Annotated in this window: 24 protein-coding genes and 1 pseudogene; 22 read left to right on the top strand and 3 right to left on the bottom strand. The window is 66.3% G+C overall.

Annotated elements, in window-relative coordinates; all coding sequences use genetic code 11:
* The first annotated feature begins 130 nt into the window (after positions 1-130).
* The 7 genes from AC3WLY_RS33255 (at position 131) to AC3WLY_RS33225 (ending at position 6,043) form a co-directional block, all read left to right on the top strand.
* Complete coding sequence (locus tag AC3WLY_RS33255) at positions 131-655, top strand: DUF2244 domain-containing protein (protein WP_051983603.1); 525 nt, start codon at positions 131-133, stop codon at positions 653-655.
* 57 nt (positions 656-712) lie between these two features.
* Positions 713-2,314, top strand: coding sequence for a cytochrome c oxidase subunit II (gene coxB / locus AC3WLY_RS33250; RefSeq protein ID WP_175963618.1), 1,602 nt, complete (start codon positions 713-715; stop codon positions 2,312-2,314).
* A gap of 43 nt (positions 2,315-2,357) precedes the next feature.
* Positions 2,358-3,965, top strand: a complete 1,608-nt coding sequence (ctaD, locus tag AC3WLY_RS33245) for a cytochrome c oxidase subunit I (protein WP_072437279.1) — start codon at positions 2,358-2,360, stop codon at positions 3,963-3,965.
* 80 nt (positions 3,966-4,045) lie between these two features.
* Entirely contained in the window at positions 4,046-4,186 is a 141-nt protein-coding gene (locus tag AC3WLY_RS33240; RefSeq protein WP_006760728.1) for a cytochrome oxidase small assembly protein, read from the top strand.
* Between the two features lie 35 nt (positions 4,187-4,221).
* A complete protein-coding gene (locus AC3WLY_RS33235) occupies positions 4,222-4,830 on the top strand; it encodes a cytochrome c oxidase assembly protein (RefSeq protein ID WP_072437278.1) in 609 nt (202 codons plus the stop codon).
* A 16-nt stretch (positions 4,831-4,846) separates the two neighbouring features.
* Complete coding sequence (locus tag AC3WLY_RS33230) at positions 4,847-5,047, top strand: DUF2970 domain-containing protein (protein ID WP_047899090.1); 201 nt, start codon at positions 4,847-4,849, stop codon at positions 5,045-5,047.
* 138 nt (positions 5,048-5,185) lie between these two features.
* The gene (locus AC3WLY_RS33225; protein ID WP_072437276.1) at positions 5,186-6,043 is read left to right on the top strand and encodes a cytochrome c oxidase subunit 3; all 858 of its coding nucleotides are present in this window, start codon (positions 5,186-5,188) and stop codon (positions 6,041-6,043) included.
* A 186-nt stretch (positions 6,044-6,229) separates the two neighbouring features.
* On the opposite strand, the gene AC3WLY_RS33220 is transcribed toward AC3WLY_RS33225, so the two are convergent.
* Positions 6,230-6,439, bottom strand: a complete 210-nt coding sequence (locus AC3WLY_RS33220) for a twin transmembrane helix small protein (RefSeq protein WP_034179103.1) — start codon at positions 6,437-6,439, stop codon at positions 6,230-6,232.
* Between the two features lie 84 nt (positions 6,440-6,523).
* Here AC3WLY_RS33220 and AC3WLY_RS33215 point away from each other — a divergent pair, with 84 nt between their 5' ends.
* Genes AC3WLY_RS33215 through AC3WLY_RS33195 form a run of 5 tightly spaced genes read left to right on the top strand, consistent with a single transcriptional unit; the run spans position 6,524 to position 10,606 of the window.
* Positions 6,524-7,234, top strand: a complete 711-nt coding sequence (locus AC3WLY_RS33215; RefSeq protein WP_244137429.1) for an SURF1 family protein — start codon at positions 6,524-6,526, stop codon at positions 7,232-7,234.
* Between the two features lie 60 nt (positions 7,235-7,294).
* Positions 7,295-7,921 carry an SCO family protein gene (locus AC3WLY_RS33210; protein WP_175963620.1) on the top strand — a complete coding sequence of 209 codons (627 nt, stop codon included), beginning with the start codon at positions 7,295-7,297 and terminating at the stop codon, positions 7,919-7,921.
* A 25-nt stretch (positions 7,922-7,946) separates the two neighbouring features.
* On the top strand, positions 7,947-9,059 hold the full coding sequence (locus AC3WLY_RS33205) for a COX15/CtaA family protein (protein ID WP_492309239.1): 1,113 nt from the start codon (positions 7,947-7,949) through the stop codon (positions 9,057-9,059).
* 8 nt (positions 9,060-9,067) lie between these two features.
* Positions 9,068-9,970, top strand: coding sequence for a heme o synthase (cyoE, locus tag AC3WLY_RS33200; protein WP_072437272.1), 903 nt, complete (start codon positions 9,068-9,070; stop codon positions 9,968-9,970).
* Between the two features lie 18 nt (positions 9,971-9,988).
* Entirely contained in the window at positions 9,989-10,606 is a 618-nt protein-coding gene (locus AC3WLY_RS33195) for an SCO family protein (protein ID WP_175963622.1), read from the top strand.
* Positions 10,607-10,749: 143 nt separating this feature from the next.
* Here the strand turns inward: AC3WLY_RS33195 and AC3WLY_RS33190 are convergent, their stop codons facing one another.
* The gene (locus tag AC3WLY_RS33190; protein WP_034179097.1) at positions 10,750-11,040 is read right to left on the bottom strand and encodes a YciI family protein; all 291 of its coding nucleotides are present in this window, start codon (positions 11,038-11,040) and stop codon (positions 10,750-10,752) included.
* A gap of 210 nt (positions 11,041-11,250) precedes the next feature.
* Between AC3WLY_RS33190 and AC3WLY_RS33185 the strand changes: the two genes are divergently transcribed.
* The gene (locus AC3WLY_RS33185; protein ID WP_492309240.1) at positions 11,251-12,888 is read left to right on the top strand and encodes a methyl-accepting chemotaxis protein; all 1,638 of its coding nucleotides are present in this window, start codon (positions 11,251-11,253) and stop codon (positions 12,886-12,888) included.
* 208 nt (positions 12,889-13,096) lie between these two features.
* Positions 13,097-13,912 (top strand): MetQ/NlpA family ABC transporter substrate-binding protein, encoded by an 816-nt coding sequence (locus AC3WLY_RS33180; RefSeq protein WP_034179096.1) that lies wholly within the window; start codon positions 13,097-13,099, stop codon positions 13,910-13,912.
* A gap of 112 nt (positions 13,913-14,024) precedes the next feature.
* Here the strand turns inward: AC3WLY_RS33180 and AC3WLY_RS33175 are convergent, their stop codons facing one another.
* The gene (locus AC3WLY_RS33175; RefSeq protein ID WP_310135259.1) at positions 14,025-14,333 is read right to left on the bottom strand and encodes a VF_A0006 family four-cysteine protein; all 309 of its coding nucleotides are present in this window, start codon (positions 14,331-14,333) and stop codon (positions 14,025-14,027) included.
* A gap of 334 nt (positions 14,334-14,667) precedes the next feature.
* On the opposite strand from AC3WLY_RS33175, the gene AC3WLY_RS33170 reads away from it, so the two are divergent.
* The 8 genes and pseudogenes from AC3WLY_RS33170 (at position 14,668) to AC3WLY_RS33135 (ending at position 22,483) form a co-directional block, all read left to right on the top strand.
* Positions 14,668-15,633, top strand: coding sequence for an ABC transporter substrate-binding protein (locus tag AC3WLY_RS33170; RefSeq protein ID WP_492309241.1), 966 nt, complete (start codon positions 14,668-14,670; stop codon positions 15,631-15,633).
* Positions 15,634-15,776: 143 nt separating this feature from the next.
* On the top strand, positions 15,777-16,673 hold the full coding sequence (locus AC3WLY_RS33165) for an ABC transporter permease subunit (RefSeq protein ID WP_310135257.1): 897 nt from the start codon (positions 15,777-15,779) through the stop codon (positions 16,671-16,673).
* 1 nt (position 16,674) lies between these two features.
* Positions 16,675-17,469, top strand: coding sequence for an ABC transporter ATP-binding protein (locus tag AC3WLY_RS33160; RefSeq protein WP_425133090.1), 795 nt, complete (start codon positions 16,675-16,677; stop codon positions 17,467-17,469).
* Positions 17,470-17,583: 114 nt separating this feature from the next.
* Positions 17,584-17,933 (top strand): annotated as a pseudogene (locus AC3WLY_RS33155) (error-prone DNA polymerase); the annotation flags it as partial.
* Positions 17,934-18,124: 191 nt separating this feature from the next.
* On the top strand, positions 18,125-18,421 hold the full coding sequence (locus AC3WLY_RS33150; RefSeq protein ID WP_310135253.1) for a hypothetical protein: 297 nt from the start codon (positions 18,125-18,127) through the stop codon (positions 18,419-18,421).
* 12 nt (positions 18,422-18,433) lie between these two features.
* Entirely contained in the window at positions 18,434-20,077 is a 1,644-nt protein-coding gene (locus AC3WLY_RS33145; RefSeq protein WP_492309243.1) for a DUF2334 domain-containing protein, read from the top strand.
* Between the two features lie 293 nt (positions 20,078-20,370).
* The gene (gene imuA, locus AC3WLY_RS33140) at positions 20,371-21,063 is read left to right on the top strand and encodes a translesion DNA synthesis-associated protein ImuA (protein WP_110281348.1); all 693 of its coding nucleotides are present in this window, start codon (positions 20,371-20,373) and stop codon (positions 21,061-21,063) included.
* Entirely contained in the window at positions 20,996-22,483 is a 1,488-nt protein-coding gene (locus AC3WLY_RS33135) for a Y-family DNA polymerase (RefSeq protein ID WP_492309244.1), read from the top strand. Before imuA ends, AC3WLY_RS33135 begins: the two co-directional genes overlap by 68 nt.
* Positions 22,484-22,486 lie beyond the last annotated feature (3 nt).

Here is a 22,486-nt window from a genome sequence, read left to right as displayed (position 1 = left end):
AAAATGGCCGGAAAGCTTGTCGCGCTTGGCTTGGCGGGCGATAGGCGCTTGCTTGTGGATGCCATTGAACCCGCCTATAATGCGTCAGCTTGTCGTCCCGGGGTCCCCGCAATACGGGGCGACGAGTCCGATGCAGGCATGCATCGCATGCCATTCGCGTGAGGCGGCGATGGAAGCAGCGAGGGTTTTGGCGGAGACGACGAACGGCGAGCCGGTCCTCGAAGACTGGCTCATGAAACGCAACTGTTCGGCGTCGCCGCGCCAGTTCGTGCTGTTTTACGCGTCGCTCGCGGGCTTCTCGCTGGTGATCGCGACGTTGCTGATGTGGCGGGGGGCTTGGCTCGTCATGCCCTTCACCGGAATCGAGTTGCTGGCTGTGGGTGTCGCATTCGCGATCTATGCTCGCCATGCGGTCGATTACGAACGCATCAGGCTGTTCCCGCACCGGCTCGTGATCGAGCGGATGGATGCGGAGCGGCTCACGCAGATCGAATTCAACCCGCGCTGGGTGCGGGTCGAGCCGGGCGCGACGCCACGCGATCCGATTCGGCTGGTATCGCGCGGGCAGACCGTCGTAATCGGGCAGCATCTCGCGCAGTACAAGCGTGCGCAGTTCGCCGACGAACTGCGCATGTCGCTCAGGCGCTGCGGCTGACGAGGCGCGGGCACCGGCCGGGAACAGGCCGGCGGCTTGCGACGGGGGAGGGTTTGAATGGAAATTTTGGGTAAGGATGCTATGAAAACAATCAAGCGAGCCCTCACGGGCGTGCTGGCATGCAGCGGATTGCTCTTTGCCGGTGCCGCCCTGGCGGTCGGTGATAGCCCGGGCGGCCCCCGCGTCAACGAGATCAACTTTCAGCCGCCGGTCACGAAAATCGCCGAGGAGCTCTACGATCTCCACACGATGATGCTGATCCTGTGTACGGTGATCTTCGTCGGCGTGTTCGGCGTGATGTTCTATTCGATCTTCGCGCACCGCAAATCCAAAGGCCACAAGGCCGCCAATTTCCATGAAAGCACGACCGTCGAGATCATCTGGACGATCGTGCCGTTCGTCATCGTCGTGCTGATGGCGCTGCCGGCGACGAAGGCCGTCGTCGCGATGAAGGACACGACCAACGCCGATCTCACGATCAAGGTCACCGGCTACCAGTGGAAGTGGGGCTACGACTACGTGAAGGGCCCGGGCGAGGGCATCGGCTTCCTGTCGACGCTGACCACCCCGCGCGACGAAGTGATGGGCAAGAAGCCGATCACCGACACCTATCTGCAGGAAGTCGACAACCCGCTCGTCGTGCCGGTCAACAAGAAGATCCGCATCATCACGACCGCGAACGACGTCGTCCACTCGTGGTACGTGCCCGCGTTCGGCGTGAAGCAGGATGCGATTCCCGGCTTCGTGCGCGACACGTGGTTCAAGGCCGACAAGGTCGGTACCTTCCGCGGTTTCTGTACCGAGCTGTGCGGCAAGGAACACGCGTACATGCCGGTCGTGGTCGAAGTTCTGTCGGAAGACGACTACGCGAAGTGGGTCACCGCGCAGAAGGCCAAGCTGGCCGGCGCGGCGGTCGATCCGAACAAGGTCTACACGATGGCCGAACTCGTCGCGCACGGCGAGGAAGTCTACAAGGCGAACTGCGCGGCCTGCCACCAGGTGAGCGGCAAGGGCCTCGGCGCATTCCCGGCGATGGACGGCAGCCCGATCGTGAACGGCCCGATCGCCGGCCACGTCGAGCGCGTGCTGCTGGGCAAGGGCGCGATGCCGTCGTGGGCGTCGCTGTCGGACCTCGACATCGCATCGGTCGTCACGTACGAGCGTAATTCGTGGGGCAACCACAAGAACGACCTGCTGCAGCCGAAGCAAGTGGCTGACGCGCGCAACGGCAAGATGCCGGAAGACACGGCAGGCGCAGCGGCGCCGGCCGAAGCGGCTTCGGCACCGGCGCAAGCCGCGTCGGGCGCAGCCGAGCAACCGGCGGCAGCGTCGGCAGCGGCATCGGCCGCGTTGTCGACGATCTACTTCGAGACGGGCAAGAGCGTGCTGCCGGCCGACGCGAAAGCGGCGATCGCCGCCGCGGCCGACTATGCGAAGGCACATCCGGACGCGAAGCTCGCGCTGTCGGGTTTCACCGACAAGACGGGCTCGGCCGACGCGAACGCCGAACTGGCGAAGCACCGCGCACAAGCCGTGCGCGACGCGCTGAAGGCAGCAGGCGTGGCGGAAGACCACATCATCATGAAAAAGCCGGAAACGATCACGGGCGGGGCTGACGCTAAGGAAGCCCGGCGTGTCGAGATCGGTCCGGCGGCTTGACGTGTCGCTGAGTTAGTCGACGTATTCGCATTAGGAGATTCTCATGTCTAGCATCGGGCACGACGTAGCCGCGGACCACGCGCACGACGACCACGCGCACGAAACCCCGCATGGCTGGCGGCGCTGGCTGTTCGCCACCAACCACAAGGACATCGGTACGCTGTACCTGCTGTTCTCGTTCATCATGTTCCTGTCGGGCGGCGTGATGGCGCTCGGCATTCGTGCCGAACTGTTCGAGCCGGGCCTGCAGATCATGCGTCCGGAGTTCTTCAACGAACTCACGACGATGCACGGCCTGATCATGGTGTTCGGCGCGATCATGCCGGCGTTCGTCGGCTTTGCGAACTGGATGATTCCGCTGCAGATCGGCGCGTCCGACATGGCGTTCGCGCGGATGAACAACTTCAGCTTCTGGCTGCTGCCGGTCGCGGCAGTGCTGCTGGTCGGCTCGTTCTTCGCGCCGGGCGGCGCGACGGCCGCCGGCTGGACGCTGTACGCGCCGCTGTCGACGCAGATGGGCCCGGGCATGGACTTCGCGATCTTCGCGGTCCACATCATGGGCGCGTCGTCGATCATGGGCGGGATCAACATCGTCGTGACGATCCTGAACATGCGCGCGCCGGGCATGACGCTGATGAAGATGCCGATGTTCGCGTGGACGTGGCTGATCACGGCCTACCTGCTGATCGCCGTGATGCCGGTTCTGGCAGGCGCGATCACGATGGTGCTGTTCGACCGTCACTTCGGCACGTCGTTCTTCAACGCGGCAGGCGGCGGCGACCCGGTGATGTACCAGCACATCTTCTGGTTCTTCGGCCACCCCGAGGTGTACATCATGATTCTGCCGGCGTTCGGGATCGTGTCGCAGGTGATCCCGGCGTTCGCACGCAAGACGCTGTTCGGCTATAGCTCGATGGTGTACGCGACGGCTTCGATCGCGATCCTGTCGTTCATGGTCTGGGCGCACCACATGTTCGCCACGGGCATGCCGGTCACCGGCCAGCTGTTCTTCATGTACGCGACGATGCTGATCGCGGTGCCGACGGGCGTGAAGGTGTTCAACTGGCTCGCGACGATGTGGCGCGGCTCGATGACCTTCGAAACCCCGATGCTGTTCGCGATCGGCTTCCTGTTCGTGTTCACGTTCGGCGGCCTGACGGGCCTGATGCTCGCGATGGCGCCGCTCGACATCCAGTATCACGGCACCTACTTCGTGGTGGCGCACTTCCACTACGTGCTGGTGGCCGGCTCGCTGTTCGCGCTGTTCTCGGGCTGGTACTACTGGGCGCCGAAGTGGACGGGCTGGATGTACAACGAGACGCGCGGCAAGATCCACTTCTGGGCGTCGATGATCTTCTTCAACCTGACGTTCTTCCCGATGCACTTCGTCGGCCTCGCGGGCATGCCGCGCCGCTATGCGGACTACCCGGCGCAGTTCACGGACTTCAACCAGGTGGCGACGATCGGCGCATTCGGCTTCGGCCTCGCACAGGTGTACTTCCTGTTCGCGGTCGCGCTGCCGGCCTACCGTGGCGGCGGCGACCTGGAAAAGGCGTCGGACAAGCCGTGGGACGGCGCGACGGGCCTCGAGTGGACGGTGCCGAGCCCGGCTCCGTTCCATACGTTCGAGCAACCGCCGCACGTCGAATAAGATTCACAGTGCGCTCCGCCGCTGCCTGCCGCGCAGGCAGGCGCGGCGGGCGCCGAATCGAAGTTTCAGCGAAGTTTCAGATGAACCGGAATCCACAAGAAAGACGAACGCCCGAGCAGATTCGCGCGGGCAACAAGCGGCTCGGCCTCATCCTGCTCGTCATCGCCGCCGTTTTTTTTGTGGGTGTCGTGATCAAGCAGTGGTGGCTGTCCACTCACTGATGCAGTAACTGACGCAGTAGCGAGGAAGTTGTCGTATGTCGAAGCCGGAAGAGGGCGCCGTCGATCGCGCGTTCAATCGTTCGATGCTGGTGAAGCTCTTCGTCGTGGCCGGGCTGATGTTCGGTTTCGGCTTCGCGCTGATCCCGATGTATCGGGCGATCTGCCAGATCACCGGCATCAACAACCTGGTGCAGCGCGACGTCAGCGAGCGCGAGGTGAAGAACTCGCAGGTCGACACCAGCCGCACGGTGTCGGTCGAGTTCGATGCGAACGCGCGCGGCCCGCTCGGTTTCAAGCCGGAGCACAACAGCCTCGACGTGCATCCGGGCGAGCTGACGACGATCGTGTACGACGTGACGAACGGGCAGGGCCGGCCGGTCGTTGCGCAGGCGATTCCGAGCTACGCGCCGAAGCAGGCGACGGAGTTCTTCAAGAAGATCGAATGCTTTTGCTTCACGCAGCAGACGCTGGCCGCGAACGAGTCGCGCAAGATGCCGGTGGTGTTCGTGATCGATCCGAAACTGCCGAAGGACGTGAAGACGATCACGCTGTCGTACACGTTCTTCGAACTGAATACGCCGGCCGCGCCGGCGCCGGCGACGCGCAGTACCGCGGCGCAGGGCGCGGCGAAGCCGGATGCGTGACGACGGAGACGGGGCGATGACGGAGGGCAAGCGGGGCGGGTCGTTCGGCCAGGCGGTGAAAGCGGTGCTGTGGTCGTTCTTCGGGGTGCGCAAGCGGCGCGACCTGGAGGCCGACGCGACGCAGCTCAATCCGCTGCACGTGCTGATCGTCGCGTTGATCGCGGCCGGCGTGTTCATCGGCGTGCTGATCCTGATCGTGCGTGCCGTCGTGGGCTGAGGCCCGCGGCCACGAAAGAATGCAGTGCGCAGCGCCGCGGCGCTGCGTGCAGGAAAGAGCGGTGGCGGTCGCGCCGCGCAAGAAATAAAGCCGGAGCGGTTTCCGGTACACAAATTGGACTGAAGTGGAGAATCAAGCATGAGCGGTCAAAACCAGACCCCGTACTATTTCGTGCCGCATCCGTCGCAGCATCCGATCAGCGCGGCCGTCGGCCTGCTGGTCATGCTCGGATCGGTGGCGCTGTGGATCAACGGTCACGACTGGGCGCCGTTTACGGCGCTGCTCGGCCTGCTGTGGTTGCTCTTCACGCTGTATCACTGGTTCGGCGACGCGATCGCCGAATCGGAAGGCGGTCATTACGGCAAGAACGTCGACAAGTCGTACCGCTGGAGCATGAGCTGGTTCATCTTCTCCGAAGTCATGTTCTTCGGCGCGTTCTTCGGCGCGCTGTTCTATGCGCGCGAAATCGCGCTGCACCAGCTCGGCAGCCTCGACTACAAGCTGATCTGGCCGGACTTCTCCGCCGTGTGGCCGAACGAAGGCCCCGCCGCGCTCGCCGGCCACTTCAAGACGATGGGCCCGTGGCCGGTCCCGACGATCAACACGGCGTTCCTGCTGTCGTCGGGCGTGACGCTGACGATCTCGCACCACGCGCTGCGCGACGATCATCGCAAGAAGGCGATCGCATGGCTGGCCGCGACGCTCGCGTTCGGTATCTGCTTCCTGTTCCTGCAGGGTTTCGAGTATTTCCACGCGTACAACGAACTGAACCTGACGCTGAACTCGGGCGTGTACGGTTCGACGTTCTTCCTGCTGACCGGCTTCCACGGCTTCCACGTGTTCCTCGGCGGCACGATGCTCGCGGTGGTGCTGGTGCGGATGATCCGCGGCCACTTCAAGCCCGATCACCACTTCGCATTCGAAGGCGCCGCGTGGTACTGGCACTTCGTCGACGTCGTCTGGCTCGGCCTGTACGTCGTCGTCTACTGGCTGTAAATGGAAAAACGGCCCGCGCAGCAATGCGCGGGCCGTTTTCATTGGTGTCGGCCCGGCAGTTGCGAGCCGACACCACCCTGGCGCCGCCGCGACTCAGTCAGGCGGCGCTTTTGCTTGGTGGCGCGGCCGTGCGGCTAAATGTCACAGCGTGTCGCAGCGGTTGCAGCGGGCCGCGGCGGCAAATGGTCAACGCCCGATCGGCAGGCCGGTCGAATGGATCCAGCCCATCCAGTTCGCGAGCAGGATGAACAGGAACAGCGAGACCGACAGCCCGACGCGGGTGGCGAGCGACCAGACCATGCGTTTCGTGTGGCCGCGGTCGTGCATCATGAAGTAGAGCGCCGAGCCCATGCTGGCGATGATGAGGACGAAGGCGATGGGAACGAGTATGTGCATGACGCGAACCGGACGACGGCAATTCGAAAGGAAGGGGATAATTATCGCATTTCGCTTTCGCGAATGTGCCCGGCGGGTTGCACGATGAAGATTCGCTGGCTGCCTGCGCTGCTGATTCTCGTCGTCGTCGCCGTCACGATCCGTCTCGGTTTCTGGCAGCGCGACCGCGCGCATCAGAAGGAAGCGCTGCAGGCGAGCATCGTGCGCTACGAGCATGCAGCGCCGGTCGATGTCGGCGCGCAGCCGATTCCGCTCGCGTCGATCGAATTTCATCGCGTGCGTGCGAAGGGCCGCTTCCTGCCCGAGCAAGCGGTGTTTCTCGACAATCGGCCGTATAACGACCAGCCGGGTTTTTACGTCGTGATGCCGTTTAAACTCACGGACGGCGGTGTCGTGCTCGTCAACCGCGGCTGGCTGCCGCGCAACATCGCCGATCGCACGGCGATCGAGTCGTTCGAGACGCCCGCGGGCGACGTCGAGATCGTGGGTATCGCGCGCGCCGACGCGTCGCGTGCGTTCGAGCTCGGCGAAGGCGGGTCGGCGGCGCACCAGAAGATCCGGCAGAACCTGGACGTCGCCGCGTATGCGAAGGAAACGGGGCTGCCGCTGCAGCCGTTCGTGATCCAGCAGACGAGCGACGGCGGCGACAAGCTCGTGCGCGACTGGCCGGCGGCGACGACCGGCGTCGAGCGCAATTACGGTTACATGTTTCAGTGGTGGGCCATGGCGGCGGCCGCGCTCGGCTTCGGCCTGTATGCCGCGCGGCGTGCGGCGAAGAAGTCGGCCGGCGCGTGAGCGCCATGCCAGGACGCGGCGCACGCGCCGCGGGTTCGTTTCGAGAGGTCTGATTTGTCCATGCAATCTTCCCGTCAGGGTCCGGCCGCTGCGCCGATCTCGCAGGCGGCCCGCAAGCGCGGCCGCTGGATGCTCGCGCTGCTGGGTCTCGTGTGCGCGGCGCCGATGCTCGCGTCGTACTTCACTTATTACGTGATCAAGCCGAAGGGCGGTTCGACCAACTACGGCACGCTGATCGAGCCGCAGCGGCCGATCCCGGCCGATCTGCAGGTCACCGACGAAACCGGCAAGACGGTGCCGCTGTCGTCGCTGCGCGGCGTGTGGCTGTTCGTGATGACGGACCGCAGCGCGTGCGACGACGCGTGCGCGAAGAAGCTCTATTTCATGCGCCAGATCCGCGTCACGCAGGCCGGCGAACGGCACCGGCTCACGATGGTGTGGCTGCGCAGCGATGCGGGCGCGATGCCGCAGAAGGTGCTGGAAGCCTATCCGGACACGCGCCGGCTCGTCGCCGATCCGGCCGCGGTGGCCGCGTGGCTGCCGGCCGACGCCGGCACGAAGGACAGCGACCACATCTACATGGTCGACCCGAACGGCAACCTGATGATGCGTTTCCCGAAAGACCCGAATCCCAGCAAGATCAAGTCGGACGTGACGAAGCTGCTGAAGTGGTCGAGCATCGGCTAAGGCGAGAGAGCGAGGCACCATTCCGATGTCGTATCTACTGCAACTCGGCCTGATCGGCTTCTGCATCGCGCTGCTGCCGCTGTCGTACGTGTGGGTGAAGGCCGACGACAACAAGTTCCGCAAGCTCGTGTGGATCACCACGTTCCTGACCCTCGACCTGGTGATGTTCGGCGGCTTCACGCGGCTGACCGATTCGGGGCTCGGCTGCCCCGACTGGCCCGGCTGTTACGGCACGTCGTCGCCGTTCATCGCGCATGCCGCGATCACGGCCGCGCATCAGGCGATGCCGACGGGCCCCGTCAGCATGACGAAGGCGTGGATCGAGATGATCCACCGCTATTTCGCGATGGCGATCGGCGTGTTGATCATCGCGCAGGTCGTGATCGCATGGGCCGCGCGGCTGCGTCGCCGTCCGCTGCACGTGTCGCCGTGGTGGCCGACGAGCCTGCTGCTGCTGATCGTCGTGCAGGGCGTGTTCGGCGCATGGACGGTCACGATGAAGCTGCAGCCCGTGATCGTCACGATCCACCTGCTGCTCGGCCTCACGCTGCTCGGCACGCTCGGCTGGCTCGCGGCGCGGCAGACGCCGCTGCCGTCTCACGACCCGGAGGCCGGGCGCTATCGCGCGGCCGCGCTCGTGGCGCTCGTGCTGCTGGTCGTGCAGATCGCGCTCGGCGGCTGGGTGAGCACCAACTACGCGGTGCTCGCGTGTACCGATTTCCCGACCTGCAACGGCCAGTGGATTCCGCCGATGGACTTCGGGCACGGCTTCCACCTGTGGCGCGCGCTCGGGATGACGAAGGACGGCGACGCGATCACGCAGGACGCGCTGGTCGCGATCCACTGGACGCACCGCACGTTCGCGTTCGTCGTGGTCGCGTACCTGATCGCGTTCGCGCTGAAGATGCGCCGCTTCGAATCGCTGCGGCGGCCCGCGAACGGCGTGCTGCTGGTCGTCCTGCTGCAGTTCGTGACGGGCCTGACCAACATCGTGCTGCAGTGGCCGCTGCCGGTCGCCGTCGCGCACAACGGCGGTGCCGCGATCCTGCTGCTGCTCGTCGTCATGTTAAACTTTCGTACCCTTTCAAGCCGCCCCGGCCGTGTCGCGCAGCCTGCGCGCGACGCCGCCCCGGCGTGACCGCCCCCATGCAAAGCACCCTCTCCCAATCGCCCGGTAGCCGCTTTTCCCAGTACATGGCGCTGACGAAGCCGCGTGTCACGCAGCTCGCGGTGTTCTGCGCGGTGATCGGCATGTTCCTCGCGACGCCGGGCATGGTGCCGTGGCATGTGCTGATCGGCGGCACGGTCGGCATCTGGCTGCTGGCCGGCGCCGCATTCGCGATCAACTGCCTCGTCGAACAGAAGATCGACGCGATGATGCGCCGTACCGCATGGCGCCCGTCCGCGCGCGGCGAGATCACGACGCCGCAGATCCTGGTGTTCTCGGCCGTGCTCGGCAGCGCCGGTGCGTGGACGCTCTATACGTTCACGAACCCGCTGACGATGTGGCTGACGATCGCGACGTTCGTCGGCTATGCGGTGATCTACACGCTGCTGCTCAAGCCGATGACGCCGCAGAACATCGTGATCGGCGGCGCGTCGGGCGCGATGCCGCCAGCGCTCGGGTGGGCCGCGGTCACCGGCGCGGTGCCCGGCGACGCGTGGATCCTCGTGCTGATCATCTTCGTGTGGACGCCGCCGCATTTCTGGGTGCTCGCGCTCTATCGCCGCAAGGATTACGAGAGCGCGGGGCTGCCGATGCTGCCCGTCACGCACGGCGAGAAGTTCACGCGGCTGCACATCCTGCTGTACACGGTGATCCTGTTTGCCGTCACGCTGATGCCGTTCATCTCCGGGATGAGCGGGGCTGTCTACCTGACGAGCGCGGTGCTGCTCGGCGCGGTGTTCCTCGCGTATGCGTGGAAGATCTACCGCGACTATTCGGACGCACTCGCCCGCAAGGCCTTCCGCTATTCGATCGTCTATCTGTCGCTGCTGTTCGCCGCGCTGCTCGTCGATCACTATGCACGCCCGCTGCTCGGCGTGTAACCGCACGGTTTGAACGCAATGCTCCAATCACGGTTCGGGCGCCGCGCGCGCCAAGGCTGGATGCTCGCGTGCGCATTCACGGCAGCGCTGCTGCTCGCCGGATGCGACAACGCGCCGAAATTCCAGAATCTCGACATCACCGGCAACACGCAGTTCGGCAACGACTTCTCGCTGCCCGATACGGCCGGCAAGGTGCGCACGCTCGCCGACTTCAAGGGCCGTGCGGTCGTGATGTTCTTCGGCTATACGCACTGCCCGGACGTGTGCCCGACGACGATGGCCGAACTGTCCGAGGCGCTGAAGCAGCTCGGGCCCGATGCCGCGAAGCGCGTGCAGGTGCTGTTCGTCACCATCGATCCGGAACGCGACACGCCGGCGCTGCTCGGCCAGTACGTGCCTGCGTTCGATCCGTCGTTCATCGGCCTGCGGCCGGCCGACGAAGCGGCGCTGAAGAAGGTCACGAAGGATTTCCGCGTGTACTACGCGAAAGTGCCCGGCAAGACGCCCGGCAGCTACACGATGGATCACACCGCCGCGAGCTACGTGTTCGATCGCGACGGCAAGCTCCGCCTGTTCGTGCGCGACGGCCAGGGCCCCGGCCCGTGGGTCCACGACCTGAAGCTGCTGGTCGACTGACCGGCATTCGCCGGGCGCCCGGCCCGGCGTGTCGCGTGACGGCGCGTTTCGCGCCGTCACGCTTTCTCTCTTCCCGTTGTCGTTTGCATGTGCCGCCCGCCGCGCGGCGCGTCGGCGCGCGCGCGTGCCGCGCAGGTGCCGCGTTACGGCAGCGCCGGCACGTTGAAGCCGGATGCGGCGCGCGTGATCCGGAATTCCGTCACGCGATACGTCGCGAGCCCCTCGGTGACGAACGGGTCGGTCTTCAGGATCGCGTCGAGTTCGTCGCGATCGATGCGGGCCGCGAGGATCACGCCGCCTTCGCGCGGCACCTTCGGCCCCGCCGCGATGAAGATGCCCTTGTCGAACAGCGGCTGCAGATACGCACGGTGGCGTTCGAGCGCGTCGTCGATGCGCTCGAGCGATGCGGTGTAGTGGATGTCGATGACGTACATGGATGGCCCCGGAATGGCGCCGGCGCGTCGCGCGCCGGCCAGCCGGTCTTTGTAGCACAGCGGATGCGGGCTGTCGCGCCGGGGCCGTCCGTTCCGCATCGGCGCGTATTCAAGTTGTAAGCCTCGTTGCCGTAAATGCAAGGGCAACCGTTTGCGCGCGGCGGGCCGTTCGTGCGCATCGTGTGCACCGACATCGATAAAGGCACGCAGATGAGCAGAATGAGTTTGAACCGCAAGCTGTGGCTCGCGCTTGCGCTGGTATGGATCGGTCTGCTGGGCGTCGGCGCCTGGAGCGCCTACGAGACGCGCGCGACGATGCTCGCCGAACGCAAGGCCGGCATCGCGAATCTCGTCGACTCGGCGGCCGGCATCGTGACGGCGTATCACGCGCTCGCGCGGAGCGGCACGCTGCCCGAGGCCGACGCGAAGCGCGACGCGCTCGCGAGCCTTGCCGCGATGCGCTACGGCGATTCGGGCTACGTGTTCGTGATGGACTCGAAACCGGTCGTGCTGATGCATCCGACGCTGCCGAAGCTGGTCGGCACGCAGGTCGGCGACTATCTCGATCCGGACGGCAAGCCGCTGTTCGTCACGATCCTGAACGCCGCGAAGGCGACCGGCAGCGGCTTCGCCGAATATCGCGGGCGGCTGCCGCACAGCGAAACCGCCGTGCCGAAGATCAGCTACGTCACGCGGTTCGCGCCGTGGGACTGGAACATCTCGAGCGGCGTGTTCCTGAAGGACATCGACACCATCTACTACCGCACGCTGCTCGGCCACCTCGCGGTCGTGTTCGTGATCGGCTTCGTGATCAGCACGGCGATGCTGGTGATCATCCGCAACGTGCGCGCCAGCCTCGGCGGCGAGCCCGACGAAGCGGCCGCGCTCGCGACGCGCATCGCGCAAGGCGACCTGACGCAGCCGGTGCCCGTGCGCGAGGGCGACCGCACGAGCATGATGGCCGCGATGCGCGACATGCAGGCACGGCTGCAGGCGACGATCGGCGGGATTCGCCTGTCGGCCGAATCGATCGCGTCGGCGAGCCGGGAGATCTCGGCCGGCAACGACGACCTGTCGCAGCGCACCGAGGAGCAGGCCGCGTCGCTGGAGGAAACGGCCGCGAGCATGGAGCAGCTGACCGCGACGGTGAAGCAGAACGCCGACAACGCGCGGCAGGCGAGCGGGCTCGCGAACAACGCGTCGGACATCGCGCGCACGGGGAGCGACGTCGTGAACCGCGTGATCGGCACGATGGGCGAGATCGACGACAGCTCGCGCAAGATCGCCGACATCATCGGCGTGATCGAGGGCATCGCATTCCAGACCAACATCCTCGCGCTGAACGCGGCGGTCGAGGCCGCGCGTGCGGGCGAGCAGGGCCGGGGCTTCGCGGTGGTCGCGGGCGAGGTGCGCTCGCTCGCGCAGCGCAGCGCGACGGCCGCGAAGGAGATCCGCGCGCTGATCGTCGACTCGGTCGAGCGCGTGCGCAACGGTTCGACGCTGGTCGGCCAGGCCGGCACGACGATGGGCGAGATCCTGCAGGCCGTCGCGCGCGTGACCGACATCATGGGCGAGATCGCGGCCGCGTCCGAGGAGCAGGCGAGCGGCATCACGCAGGTCGGGCGCGCGGTCACGCAGATGGACCAGGTGACGCAGCAGAACGCGGCGCTCGTCGAGGAGGCTGCGGCCGCCGCCGCGTCGCTGCAGGAGCAGGCCGCGCGGCTGCGCGACGCGGTCGGCGCGTTCCGGGTCGGCGATGCAGGCGGCATAGCGTCGCGGCGGGCCGGCGAGCGGGCGGTCGAACCCGCGTTCGGCACGAAGGCGGCCGACGCCGCCGTGGTGGCGTGACGCGTACGGCCGAGGCCGATGCGCGATAGGCGAAACGCAACTAACGGCCAAGTCGCGCATCCGCCGCCAGCACCGCTGCGGTGCATACCCATATGAGCGGGATGTATTTCACTTCCCGCCGATCCTGTGACACCATTTGCCCCTTCCAGCGAGTCGGGGGATACCCGTATCGCGCCCCATTTCCAGTAAGCAAGAAAGCGAGAAACAGATGAAGCGTCGCAGTCTCCTGAAGGTATTTTCCGTGCTGGCCGCCGGTGCAGCGCTGACGCTGTCGGCGGGCGCGCACGCCGAGGACAAGGTGATCAAGGTCGGCACGGTCGCCGGCCCGGATGCGGAAGTGTGGCAGCTCGTGCAGAAGGTCGCGAAGGAGAAGGAAGGCCTGAACGTGAAGGTCATCGAGTTCAACGACTACGTGCAGCCGAACGCGGCGCTCGACTCGGGCGACCTCGACGCGAACAGCTTCCAGCACCAGCCCTACCTCGACAGCCAGGTGAAGCAGCGCGGCTACAAGATCGTCAGCGCGGGCCTGACCTACATCTCGCCGATCGGCGTGTATTCGAAGAAGTTCAAGTCGCTGAAGGACCTGCCGCAAGGCGCGAAGCTCGCGGTGCCGAACGATCCGTCGAACGAGAACCGCGCGCTGCTGCTGCTGCAGACGCAAGGCGTGATCAAGCTGAAGTCGGGCGCCGGCACGGGCGGCAACAACGCGACGGTGCTCGACATCGCCGAGAACCCGAAGAAGCTGAAGATCTCCGAGCTCGACGCCGCGCAACTGCCGCGCGTGCTGTCGGACGTCGACGCGGCCGTGATCAACACGAACTACGCGCTGGCTGCGAACCTGCAGCCGACCAAGGACGCGATCGCGCTCGAAGCGCTGACGAGCCCGTACGCGAACCTGATCGCCGTGCGCGCGAAGGACAAGGATCAGCCGTGGGTGAAGAAGCTGGTCAAGGCGTACCAGTCGCCGGAAGTGCGGGAATTCATCAAGAAGCAGTTCAAGGGCTCGATGGTCGCGTCGTTCTGAACGCCGCACACCGGTCGGACCGCTGAACGAAAAGGGCCTGCGTCGCGCGCAGGCCCTTTTTCATTGGCGCGGCCGGTGGACGGCCGCGCGGTGCGCCGCGTTCAACGCCGGATTACATGTCGCCGCGCCGCGAGCAGATCGCCATGATCTGCTGGATCGCATAGTTGTCGCGCACGCCCGGCAGCGACTGCACGACGCACTCGTGAAAGCGCCGCTCGCGCGGCAGCAGCATCGCGTTGTTGCGGTACAGCGCGTCGCAGGAGCGCTGGATCAGCTGGGCCGCCGCGCCGTTGCGGCTTTCGCGCAGCGCGCCGAGCATGCACTCGTCGTATTGCGCATAGTCGTCGGTCAGCGCGAATGCCGCGCCCGGCAGCGCCAGCGCGACGGCCGCGAATGCGATTGCATGGACTCCCCGTTTCATGTGCCCCTCCGATGGTGTCGCCTGGGTCGGCCGACAGCATAACGTAAAGCCGTCAACGCGGCTGACGCGTTGCGCCGATGCCGGCGGGAGCCGCCGCCGGCCGGGCTTCGCGCGCGGTTGCGGGCACCGGCGGGCAGCGCAATCCGGCGCGCCGGGCGAAAGCGCGGAGTCAGGCGGTGGTCTGCGGAAATGGTATCCTCGTGCGTTCGCCGCCGCGCGCCTTCCCGGGGTGCGCGCGGGCCGGCCGCCGCCGAGTTTTACGCGCGGCGGCGCCCGCCTGACGGCGGCGGGAATCCATCATCCAGAACCGACACAATACGGGGGAGACTCACTCATGAAGCGATTCAAGACTTTCGCGATCCGTTCGATCGCGGCCGGCGTGGCCGCATTCGCGCTGGCAGGCGCCGCGCACGCGCAGACCGTCAAGGTGCTGTCGATCGTCGACCATCCGGCGCTCGACGCGATCCGCGACGGCGTGCGCGCCGAACTGAAGGCGGAAGGCTACGGCGACGACAAGCTCAAGTGGGAATACCAGAGCGCGCAGGGCAACACGGGCACGGCCGCGCAGATCGCGCGCAAGTTCGTCGGCGACAAGCCCGACGTGATCGTCGCGATCGCGACGCCGGCCGCGCAGTCGGTCGTCGCGGCGACGAAGAGCGTGCCGGTCGTCTATTCGGGCGTGACCGATCCGGTCGCCGCGCAGCTCGTGAAGGGCTGGGGCCCGTCGGGCACCAACGTGACGGGCGTGTCCGACAAGCTGCCGCTCGATCGCCAGGTCGCGCTGATCAAGCGCGTCGTGCCGAATGCGAAGACGGTCGGCATGGTCTACAACCCGGGCGAGGCGAATTCGGTCGTCGTCGTGAAGGCGCTCAAGGAGATCCTCGCGAAGCAGGGGATGACGCTGAAGGAAGCGGCCGCACCGCGTACCGTCGACATCGGCCCGGCCGCGAAGAGCCTGATCGGCAAGGTCGACGTGATCTACACGAACACCGACAACAACGTCGTGTCCGCGTACGAAGCGCTCGTGAAGGTCGCGAACGAAGCGAAGATCCCGCTCGTCGCCGGCGACACCGACAGCGTGAAGCGCGGCGGCCTCGCGGCGCTCGGCATCAACTACGGCGACCTCGGCCGCCAGACGGGCAAGGTCGTCGCGCGCATCCTGAAGGGCGAGAAGCCGGGCGCGATCGCGTCGGAGACGAGCAGCAACCTCGAGCTGTTCGCGAACACGGGCGCGGCCGCGAAGCAGGGCGTCACGCTGTCGCCGGATCTCTTGAAGGACGCGAAGACGGTCATCAAGTAAGCCGCGGCCGGCCGACCGCCGCGCTTGCGGGCCCGATCCGGGCCCGAACGACACCGCCGGACGGGCGGCTCCCACCCGGGGCCGCCCGTTCGCTTCGCCCCGGCCGTACACGTCCGGCCGGGAAGCAACAGGATTTCCCCATCATGTCTCTGTTCTCGTTTCTGGGCGCGCTGGAGATCGGCCTGATCTTCAGTCTCGTCGCCCTCGGGGTGCTGATCTCGTTTCGCATCCTCAACTTCCCCGATCTCACCGTCGACGGCAGTTTTCCGCTCGGCGGCGCCGTCGCCGCGACGCTGATCTCGGCCGGCCACGACCCGTTCTCCGCGACGGTGCTCGCAATCGTCGCGGGCGCGGCGGCCGGCTTCATCACGGGCTGGCTCAACGTGCGCCTGAAGATCATGGATCTGCTCGCCAGCATCCTGATGATGATCGCGCTGTATTCGGTGAATCTGCGGATCATGGGCCGGCCGAACGTGCCGCTGATCACCGAGCCGACGCTGTTCACCGTGCTGCAGCCCGACTGGATGCCCGACTACGTGCTGCGTCCGGCGCTGCTCGCGATCGTCGTCGTGGTCGCGAAGCTCGGCCTCGACTGGTTCTTCTCGTCGCAGCTCGGCCTCGCGATGCGCGCGACCGGCGCGAACCCGCGGATGGCGCGTGCCCAGGGCATTGCGACCGGCCGCGCGACGCTTGCCGGGATGGCGCTGTCGAACGCGCTCGTCGCGCTCGCAGGCGCCTTGTTCGCGCAGACGCAGGGCGGCGCGGACATCTCGATGGGGATCGGCACGATCGTGATCGGGCTGGCCGCGGTGATCATCGGCGAGACGCTGCTGCCCGCGCGCCGGCTGGTGCTGACGACGCTCGCCGTCGTGCTCGGCGCGATCGTCTACCGCTTCTTCATCGCGCTCGCGCTGAACAGCGAATTCATCGGCCTGAAGGCGCAGGACCTGAACCTCGTGACGGCCGCGCTCGTCACGATCGCGCTGGTGCTGCCGGCGACGCGCAAGAAGCTGTTCGCGCGCAAGAACGGAGGGGCATGACATGTTGTCCGCACAAGACCTGACACTCACGTTCAATCCCGGCACGCCGATCGAGACGCGCGCGCTGCGCGGGCTGTCGCTCGAGATTCCCGACGGCCAGTTCGTCGCGGTGATCGGCTCGAACGGCGCCGGCAAGTCGACCTTCCTCAATGCGGTCAGCGGCGACCAGCGAGTCGATGCGGGGCGCATCTCGATCGACGGCGCGGACGTCACGCGCCAGCCCGCGTGGGACCGCGCGCACCTCGTCGCGCGCGTGTTCCAGGATCCGATGGCCGGCACCTGCGAGGCGCTGACGATCGAGGAGAACATGGCGCTCGCGACGGCGCGCGGCGTGCGGCGCGGCTTCCGGGCCGCGCTCGACCGTCCGTCGCGCGAGCTGTTCCGCGACAAGCTGCGGCTGCTGAACCTCGGTCTCGAGAACCGGCTGACCGACCGGATCGGGCTGCTGTCGGGCGGCCAGCGGCAGGCCGTGAGCCTGCTGATGGCGTCGCTGCGGCCGTCGCGGATCCTGCTGCTCGACGAGCACACGGCCGCACTCGACCCGAAGACGGCCGCGTTCGTGCTGGAACTGACCGCGCGCATCGTCGCCGAGAGCCGGCTGACGACGATGATGGTCACGCACAGCATGCGGCAGGCGCTCGACTACGGCGACCGCACGGTGATGCTGCACCAGGGGCAGGTCGTGCTCGACGTGTCGGGCGACGCGCGCAAGGGGCTCGACGTGCCGGACCTGCTGCAGATGTTCGAGAAGGTGCGGCACGAGCAGCTCGACGACGACGCGTTGTTGTTGGGCTGACGCGCGGCAGGCGGGCCCGGCGCGGTGCGCGGTGCTGCATCGTGCCGGTTTGAGTGCCGATCCGGCCGGGTGATTCGGCGCGTGTGCGTCGCAGCGGGCCGGATGGTTACGAGGATCGCATTCGCCGCGCTTGCGATGAGCCGCGACGGTTACGGCAACCTCTGCGAATTGGTTTCGCTCGGCACGCATGCCTAGCGCAGCTCGATCACGAGCATCCGAAAGCCCCCTTAGCGCCTGCGTGGCCTGCCCGATTGCATCGCGATCCTGTCGCCAGACTTCCCGGCCAACGCGCAGAGCTCGAGCCCCAGGTCGAATGGATTGCGCGCGTGTTCGGTGATCGCACATGGGCCGCGCTCACGCTACACGCACGCGCGATGGATGACGGCAGCGACAGCGGATACGTTGCACACCTGAAACGTTTTTTCCAAACAATTTTGGATTGCCATGGCGTGCCGATTTCGGCGCCCTGATCCCGTGCCCATTTGCGACCGATGGTACGGTTCTAGCTTGAAAGCAAAACTATCCGATTCCGGATTTTTATCCGGTATCAAGCACGCAACAAATAACGACATAACGCCCCGATTATGACTGGCACATCATCGTGCTCGTTTCCATAACGAGTGGAAACTATTTCGCATGTCGAAGGATGAAAATCATGCTTTCTCATCGCAATCGATATTTTCGGAACGGATTGAGCACTGTTGGATCACTCGTCACATTAATCTCCGCGCTCGCCTTCGCCGTCGCTGTTCAGGATACGAATGCGCAGGAGAAGGGCAATTCGTCTGCCGTAAAGATCAAGCCGCCTCCGTTACCCAACGGTTCCGCCCGGGTCAAGGTGAAGCCAGGTATGTCCGACGAGGAATGGGAGAAGGCATACAAGGAGACGGGGCGCCCCAAGTTCAACTTGAAGTCCGTCAAGAAAGCCGGTGGCAACGTGCAACGCGACTAGAGAGAAACGGCCATGAAAAAGATCCTGCTTGTCATCGCCCTGCTTGCCGGACTCGCGCAAATGACGTTGCCGAGCACGGCGCACGCGCAGGTCACCACGGCACGTACGCTCGTGCTGTACGACAATCCGGCCAACGACCCGTATTCGAAGCTCGGCCTGATATACAGCATCATGTTGAGGAACCTGCTTGGCCATTTCAACGCGACGGTCGATCTGGTTCCGATACAGAACTACACGGCCGGAATGGTCGCGAACCACGACGTCACTTTCTACATCGGCGACTACTACAACAATCCGATTCCGACGGCGTTCATGAGCGATGTGATGACCGCCACGAAGACCGTGGTCTGGTTCAAATACAACTTGTGGCAACTGGCATGGAACACGGCCTATACCTTCAACCAGACCTTCGGGTTCAGCTTTCTCGGCATTGCCGGGTTGAACGCGCCGCCTTCGTCAAGCAATCCGAATCCCGGCTTCTACGACACGGTCACGTACAAGAATCTGCCGATGGTCAAGTACTACGCGTATAACGCGTCAACCGGCGCCATCAACGCGGACCCGGATGTCGGGTTGACCCAGATCGTCGATGCCACCAAGGCGCAAGCACTCGTCACCATCAAGAACAGCAAGAGTGGGGCAACCACGCCATACGTCATGCGCTCGGGCAAGCTCTGGTATTTCGCGGATGTGCCATTTTCCTTCATCGGTCCGACGGATCGATACCTGGTGATATGCGACATCCTGCACGACATCCTGCAGACCAATGCACCGGTGAATCACCGTGCGCTCGTCCGTCTGGAGGACCTCGACGCGTATACGACGACGAGTTCGATGACAACGCTGACGAATTACCTGTATTCGAAGCAGATTCCGTTCACGATGGCCACCATTCCCGTGTATACGGATCCGAACGGCTATTACACCGGCGGCGTCCCGGAGACGATCCATCTTGCGCAGGCAACGGGTCTCAAGAGTTCGCTGAACTACGCGATAGCGCACGGCGGCTCGATCGTGATGCACGGCCTTACGCATCAGTACGATTCGACGCCGAATCTTCTCACCGCGGTCAGCGGCAGCGACTATGAGTTCTGGTATGCGGTCCAGAACCGTCCCGTCGATGAGGACTCCGTTCAATGGGCGGAAGGCAGGATGGCCGAGGGCATACTCGAGTTCACGGCCAACGGCTACAAGGTCGTCGGCTGGGCCGCGCCGCAGTACCAGATGTCGCCGAATGCGGCGGCGGCCACTGCCCTCACGTTCCCGACGACGTTCCAGCGGGCCGTCTACTACACCGCGACCAATCCGCAACTCGGAACGGGGGCAGCCAACCAGGATTTTTCGGCCGGGCAGTTCTTTCCGTACATCATCAACGCCGATTACTACGGGCAGCGGATCATCCCGGAGAACCTGGGCAGTATCCAGTACAACATCTGCAATACCGACCCGTTCTCGTGTATCTCGTATCCATGGCAGCAGCTCGTCACCAATGCTCAATACGGTTTGGCGGTGCGGGACGGTTTCGCGTCCTTCTTCTTCCATCCGTACTGGCTTGAACCCGATCTTGGATTGCCGGCCTACCAGGACTTCCAGAGCCTGATCACCGGCATTACGAATCTCGGCTATACGTGGGTAGACGGCACGACTGCCAAGTGATATTGGCGTGGCGGCAGCGCCGTGCGACCTTCATCGGCGCGCCCGTGGCTTAGAGCTGACTATTGACGTCAGATCTGCCCGAGCGCGCACGCTCGGCGAGCCAGGACGCTCTGGATATCGCCCTGAATTCCTATCGTCGCCTCTCTCGCGCTTTGGAGATTTTCAGCTAGAATACTGTATATATATACAGTATTGGTGAGCGATCGATCGTGACTACCGTTCTTCTCCATCCCAGCCAGATCCGGCCCGCTGACGAACGGGCTCGGTCCATCGATACGTTGCTCGACGCAAGTATGCATTCCGGCTCGGGGGGAATAACGCTCTGGCGCGGCTCGCAGCTTGCGCGCGGCGGCCCGCGCACGATCGATACCGGCTTCGCGCCGCTGTCGGCCGAGCTGCCGGGCGGCGGCTGGCCGGTCGGCGGGCTCGTCGAACTGCTGGCCGCACAGCCGGGCTGCGGCGAGATGCGGCTGCTCGCGCCCGCGCTCGCACGCACCGTCAGCGCCCGGCGTCCGCTCGCGCTCGTCGCGCCGCCGCAATCGCCGCATGCGACCGCGCTCGCCAGTCTCGGCGTGCCGGCCGACGCGCTGCTGTGGCTGCGCGCCGGCAGCCGCACGGATGCATTGTGGGCCGCCGAGCAGGCGCTCAGGACCGGCTGTTGCGGCGCGCTGCTGCTCTGGCAGGACGCGCGGCCCGATGCGCTGCGGCGCCTGCATCTCGCGGCCGCGCGCACGGGCGACACGCTGTTCGTGATGCTGCGCCCGCTGTCGGCCGCGCGGCAGCCGTCGCCGGCTGTGCTGCGCGTCGCGCTGCATCCCGTGCCGGGCGGCGTGTCGCTCGATATCGTCAAGCGTCGCGGGCCCGCGCGCGGCGAGCCGCTCGTGCTCGACCTGCCGTCGCCCATCGTGGAGAGTCGTTATGCGCGTCTTGCTCGGCATCCATCTGCCGCGCCTGCCGCTCGACGTGTGCGCCCCGCAGCCGTCTGACGCAGCGGCCGGCGGTGCCGGCTGCGCGGTGCTCGAGCAGGGCGTCGTGCTGATCGCCGATGCGGCCGCGCGCCGGCAAGGCGTGCGCGCGGGCATGAAGCGCGGCGGCGTGCTGACGCTCGCGCCCGAGACGCAGCTCGTCGAACGCGATCCCGCGCGCGAGGCCGATGCGCAGCGCGCGGTCGCGCTCGCGTTGCTGCGCTTCTCGCCGTGCGTCGCGCTCGACGACGAAGCCACGCTGATCGTCGACGTCGGCCCGAGCCTGCGCCTGTTCGGCGGCCTGCCGTCGCTGTGCCGCCAGGTGCGCGCGACGCTCGCGGCGCTCGGTTATGCGGCGCGCCTGTCCGCCGCGCCGACCGGGCGCGGCGCGTGGCTGCTCGCGCGCACGTCGGCGCGCGCGCGCATCCGGCGCCGCGTCGCCGGCCACGCGTCGCTCGTCCGCTCGCTCGACGGGCTGCCCTGTGTGCTGCTGCCCGATGCGCGCCCGTATGCGGGCTGGTTCGACGGCCTCGGTTGCCGCACGCTCGCCGATCTGCGCCGCCTGCCGCGCGCGGGGCTGCAGCGCCGCTGCGGTCCCGCGCTGCTGGCCGCGCTCGATCGTGCATACGGCGAAGCGGTCGAGCCGCTTGCGTGGATGGCGGTGCCGCCCGTGTTCGACGTGCGGCTCGAATTGCCGGAGCGCGTCGAATACGCGGAAGCCGTGCTGTTCGCCGCGCGGCGGCTCGTCGTGCAGCTCTGCGGCTGGCTGGCCGCGCGGCAACTGTCGCTGGCCGCGATGACATTCGATCTCGAGCACGAGCGCGGCCGCCAGGCCGTGCCGCCGACGCCGCTCGAACTCGCGTTCGCCGCGCCCGTACGCGACGAGGCGCACTTCATGCGGCTGCTCGGCGAGCGGCTCGCGCGCGTCGAGTTGCCGGCCGCGGTGATCGCGGTGCGCCTGAAGGCCACGCGCGTCGAATCGGTCGCGCCGCCGGCCGACGATCTGTTTCCCGAGCCGGGCGGCACGCGCGAGACGCGCGCGCGGCTGTTCGAGTTGCTGGTCGCGCGGCTCGGCGCGGAGAACGTGCTGCGCGCGGCGCCCGTCGCCGATCACCGGCCCGAAGCCGCGAACCGCTGGCTGCCGCTCGATGCGCAGGCCGGCAAGCCGGCCGCTGGTCCGCCGGCCGTGCCGCCGCGTCCCGCGTGGCTGCTGGCCGAGCCGCTGCCGTTGCTGATGCGCGGGGAGCGGCCGGTATTTCATACGCCGCTCAGGATGATGTCGTCGGCGGAACGGATCGAGGCCGGGTGGTTCGATGGTCAATTGGCCGCGCGCGATTACTACGTTGCGCAGGGCGAAGAGGGGGCGTGCTACTGGGTATTCAGGGAGCGGACGAGCAGTCGGTCGGCTCCGCACTGGTTTCTGCACGGCCTGTTCGGGTGAGCG

The organism is Burkholderia sp. FW306-1C-G01B (assembly GCF_058781685.1).
Note: the sequence above shows the minus strand (reverse complement) of the source record. Positions and strands in the feature narration are given on the sequence as shown.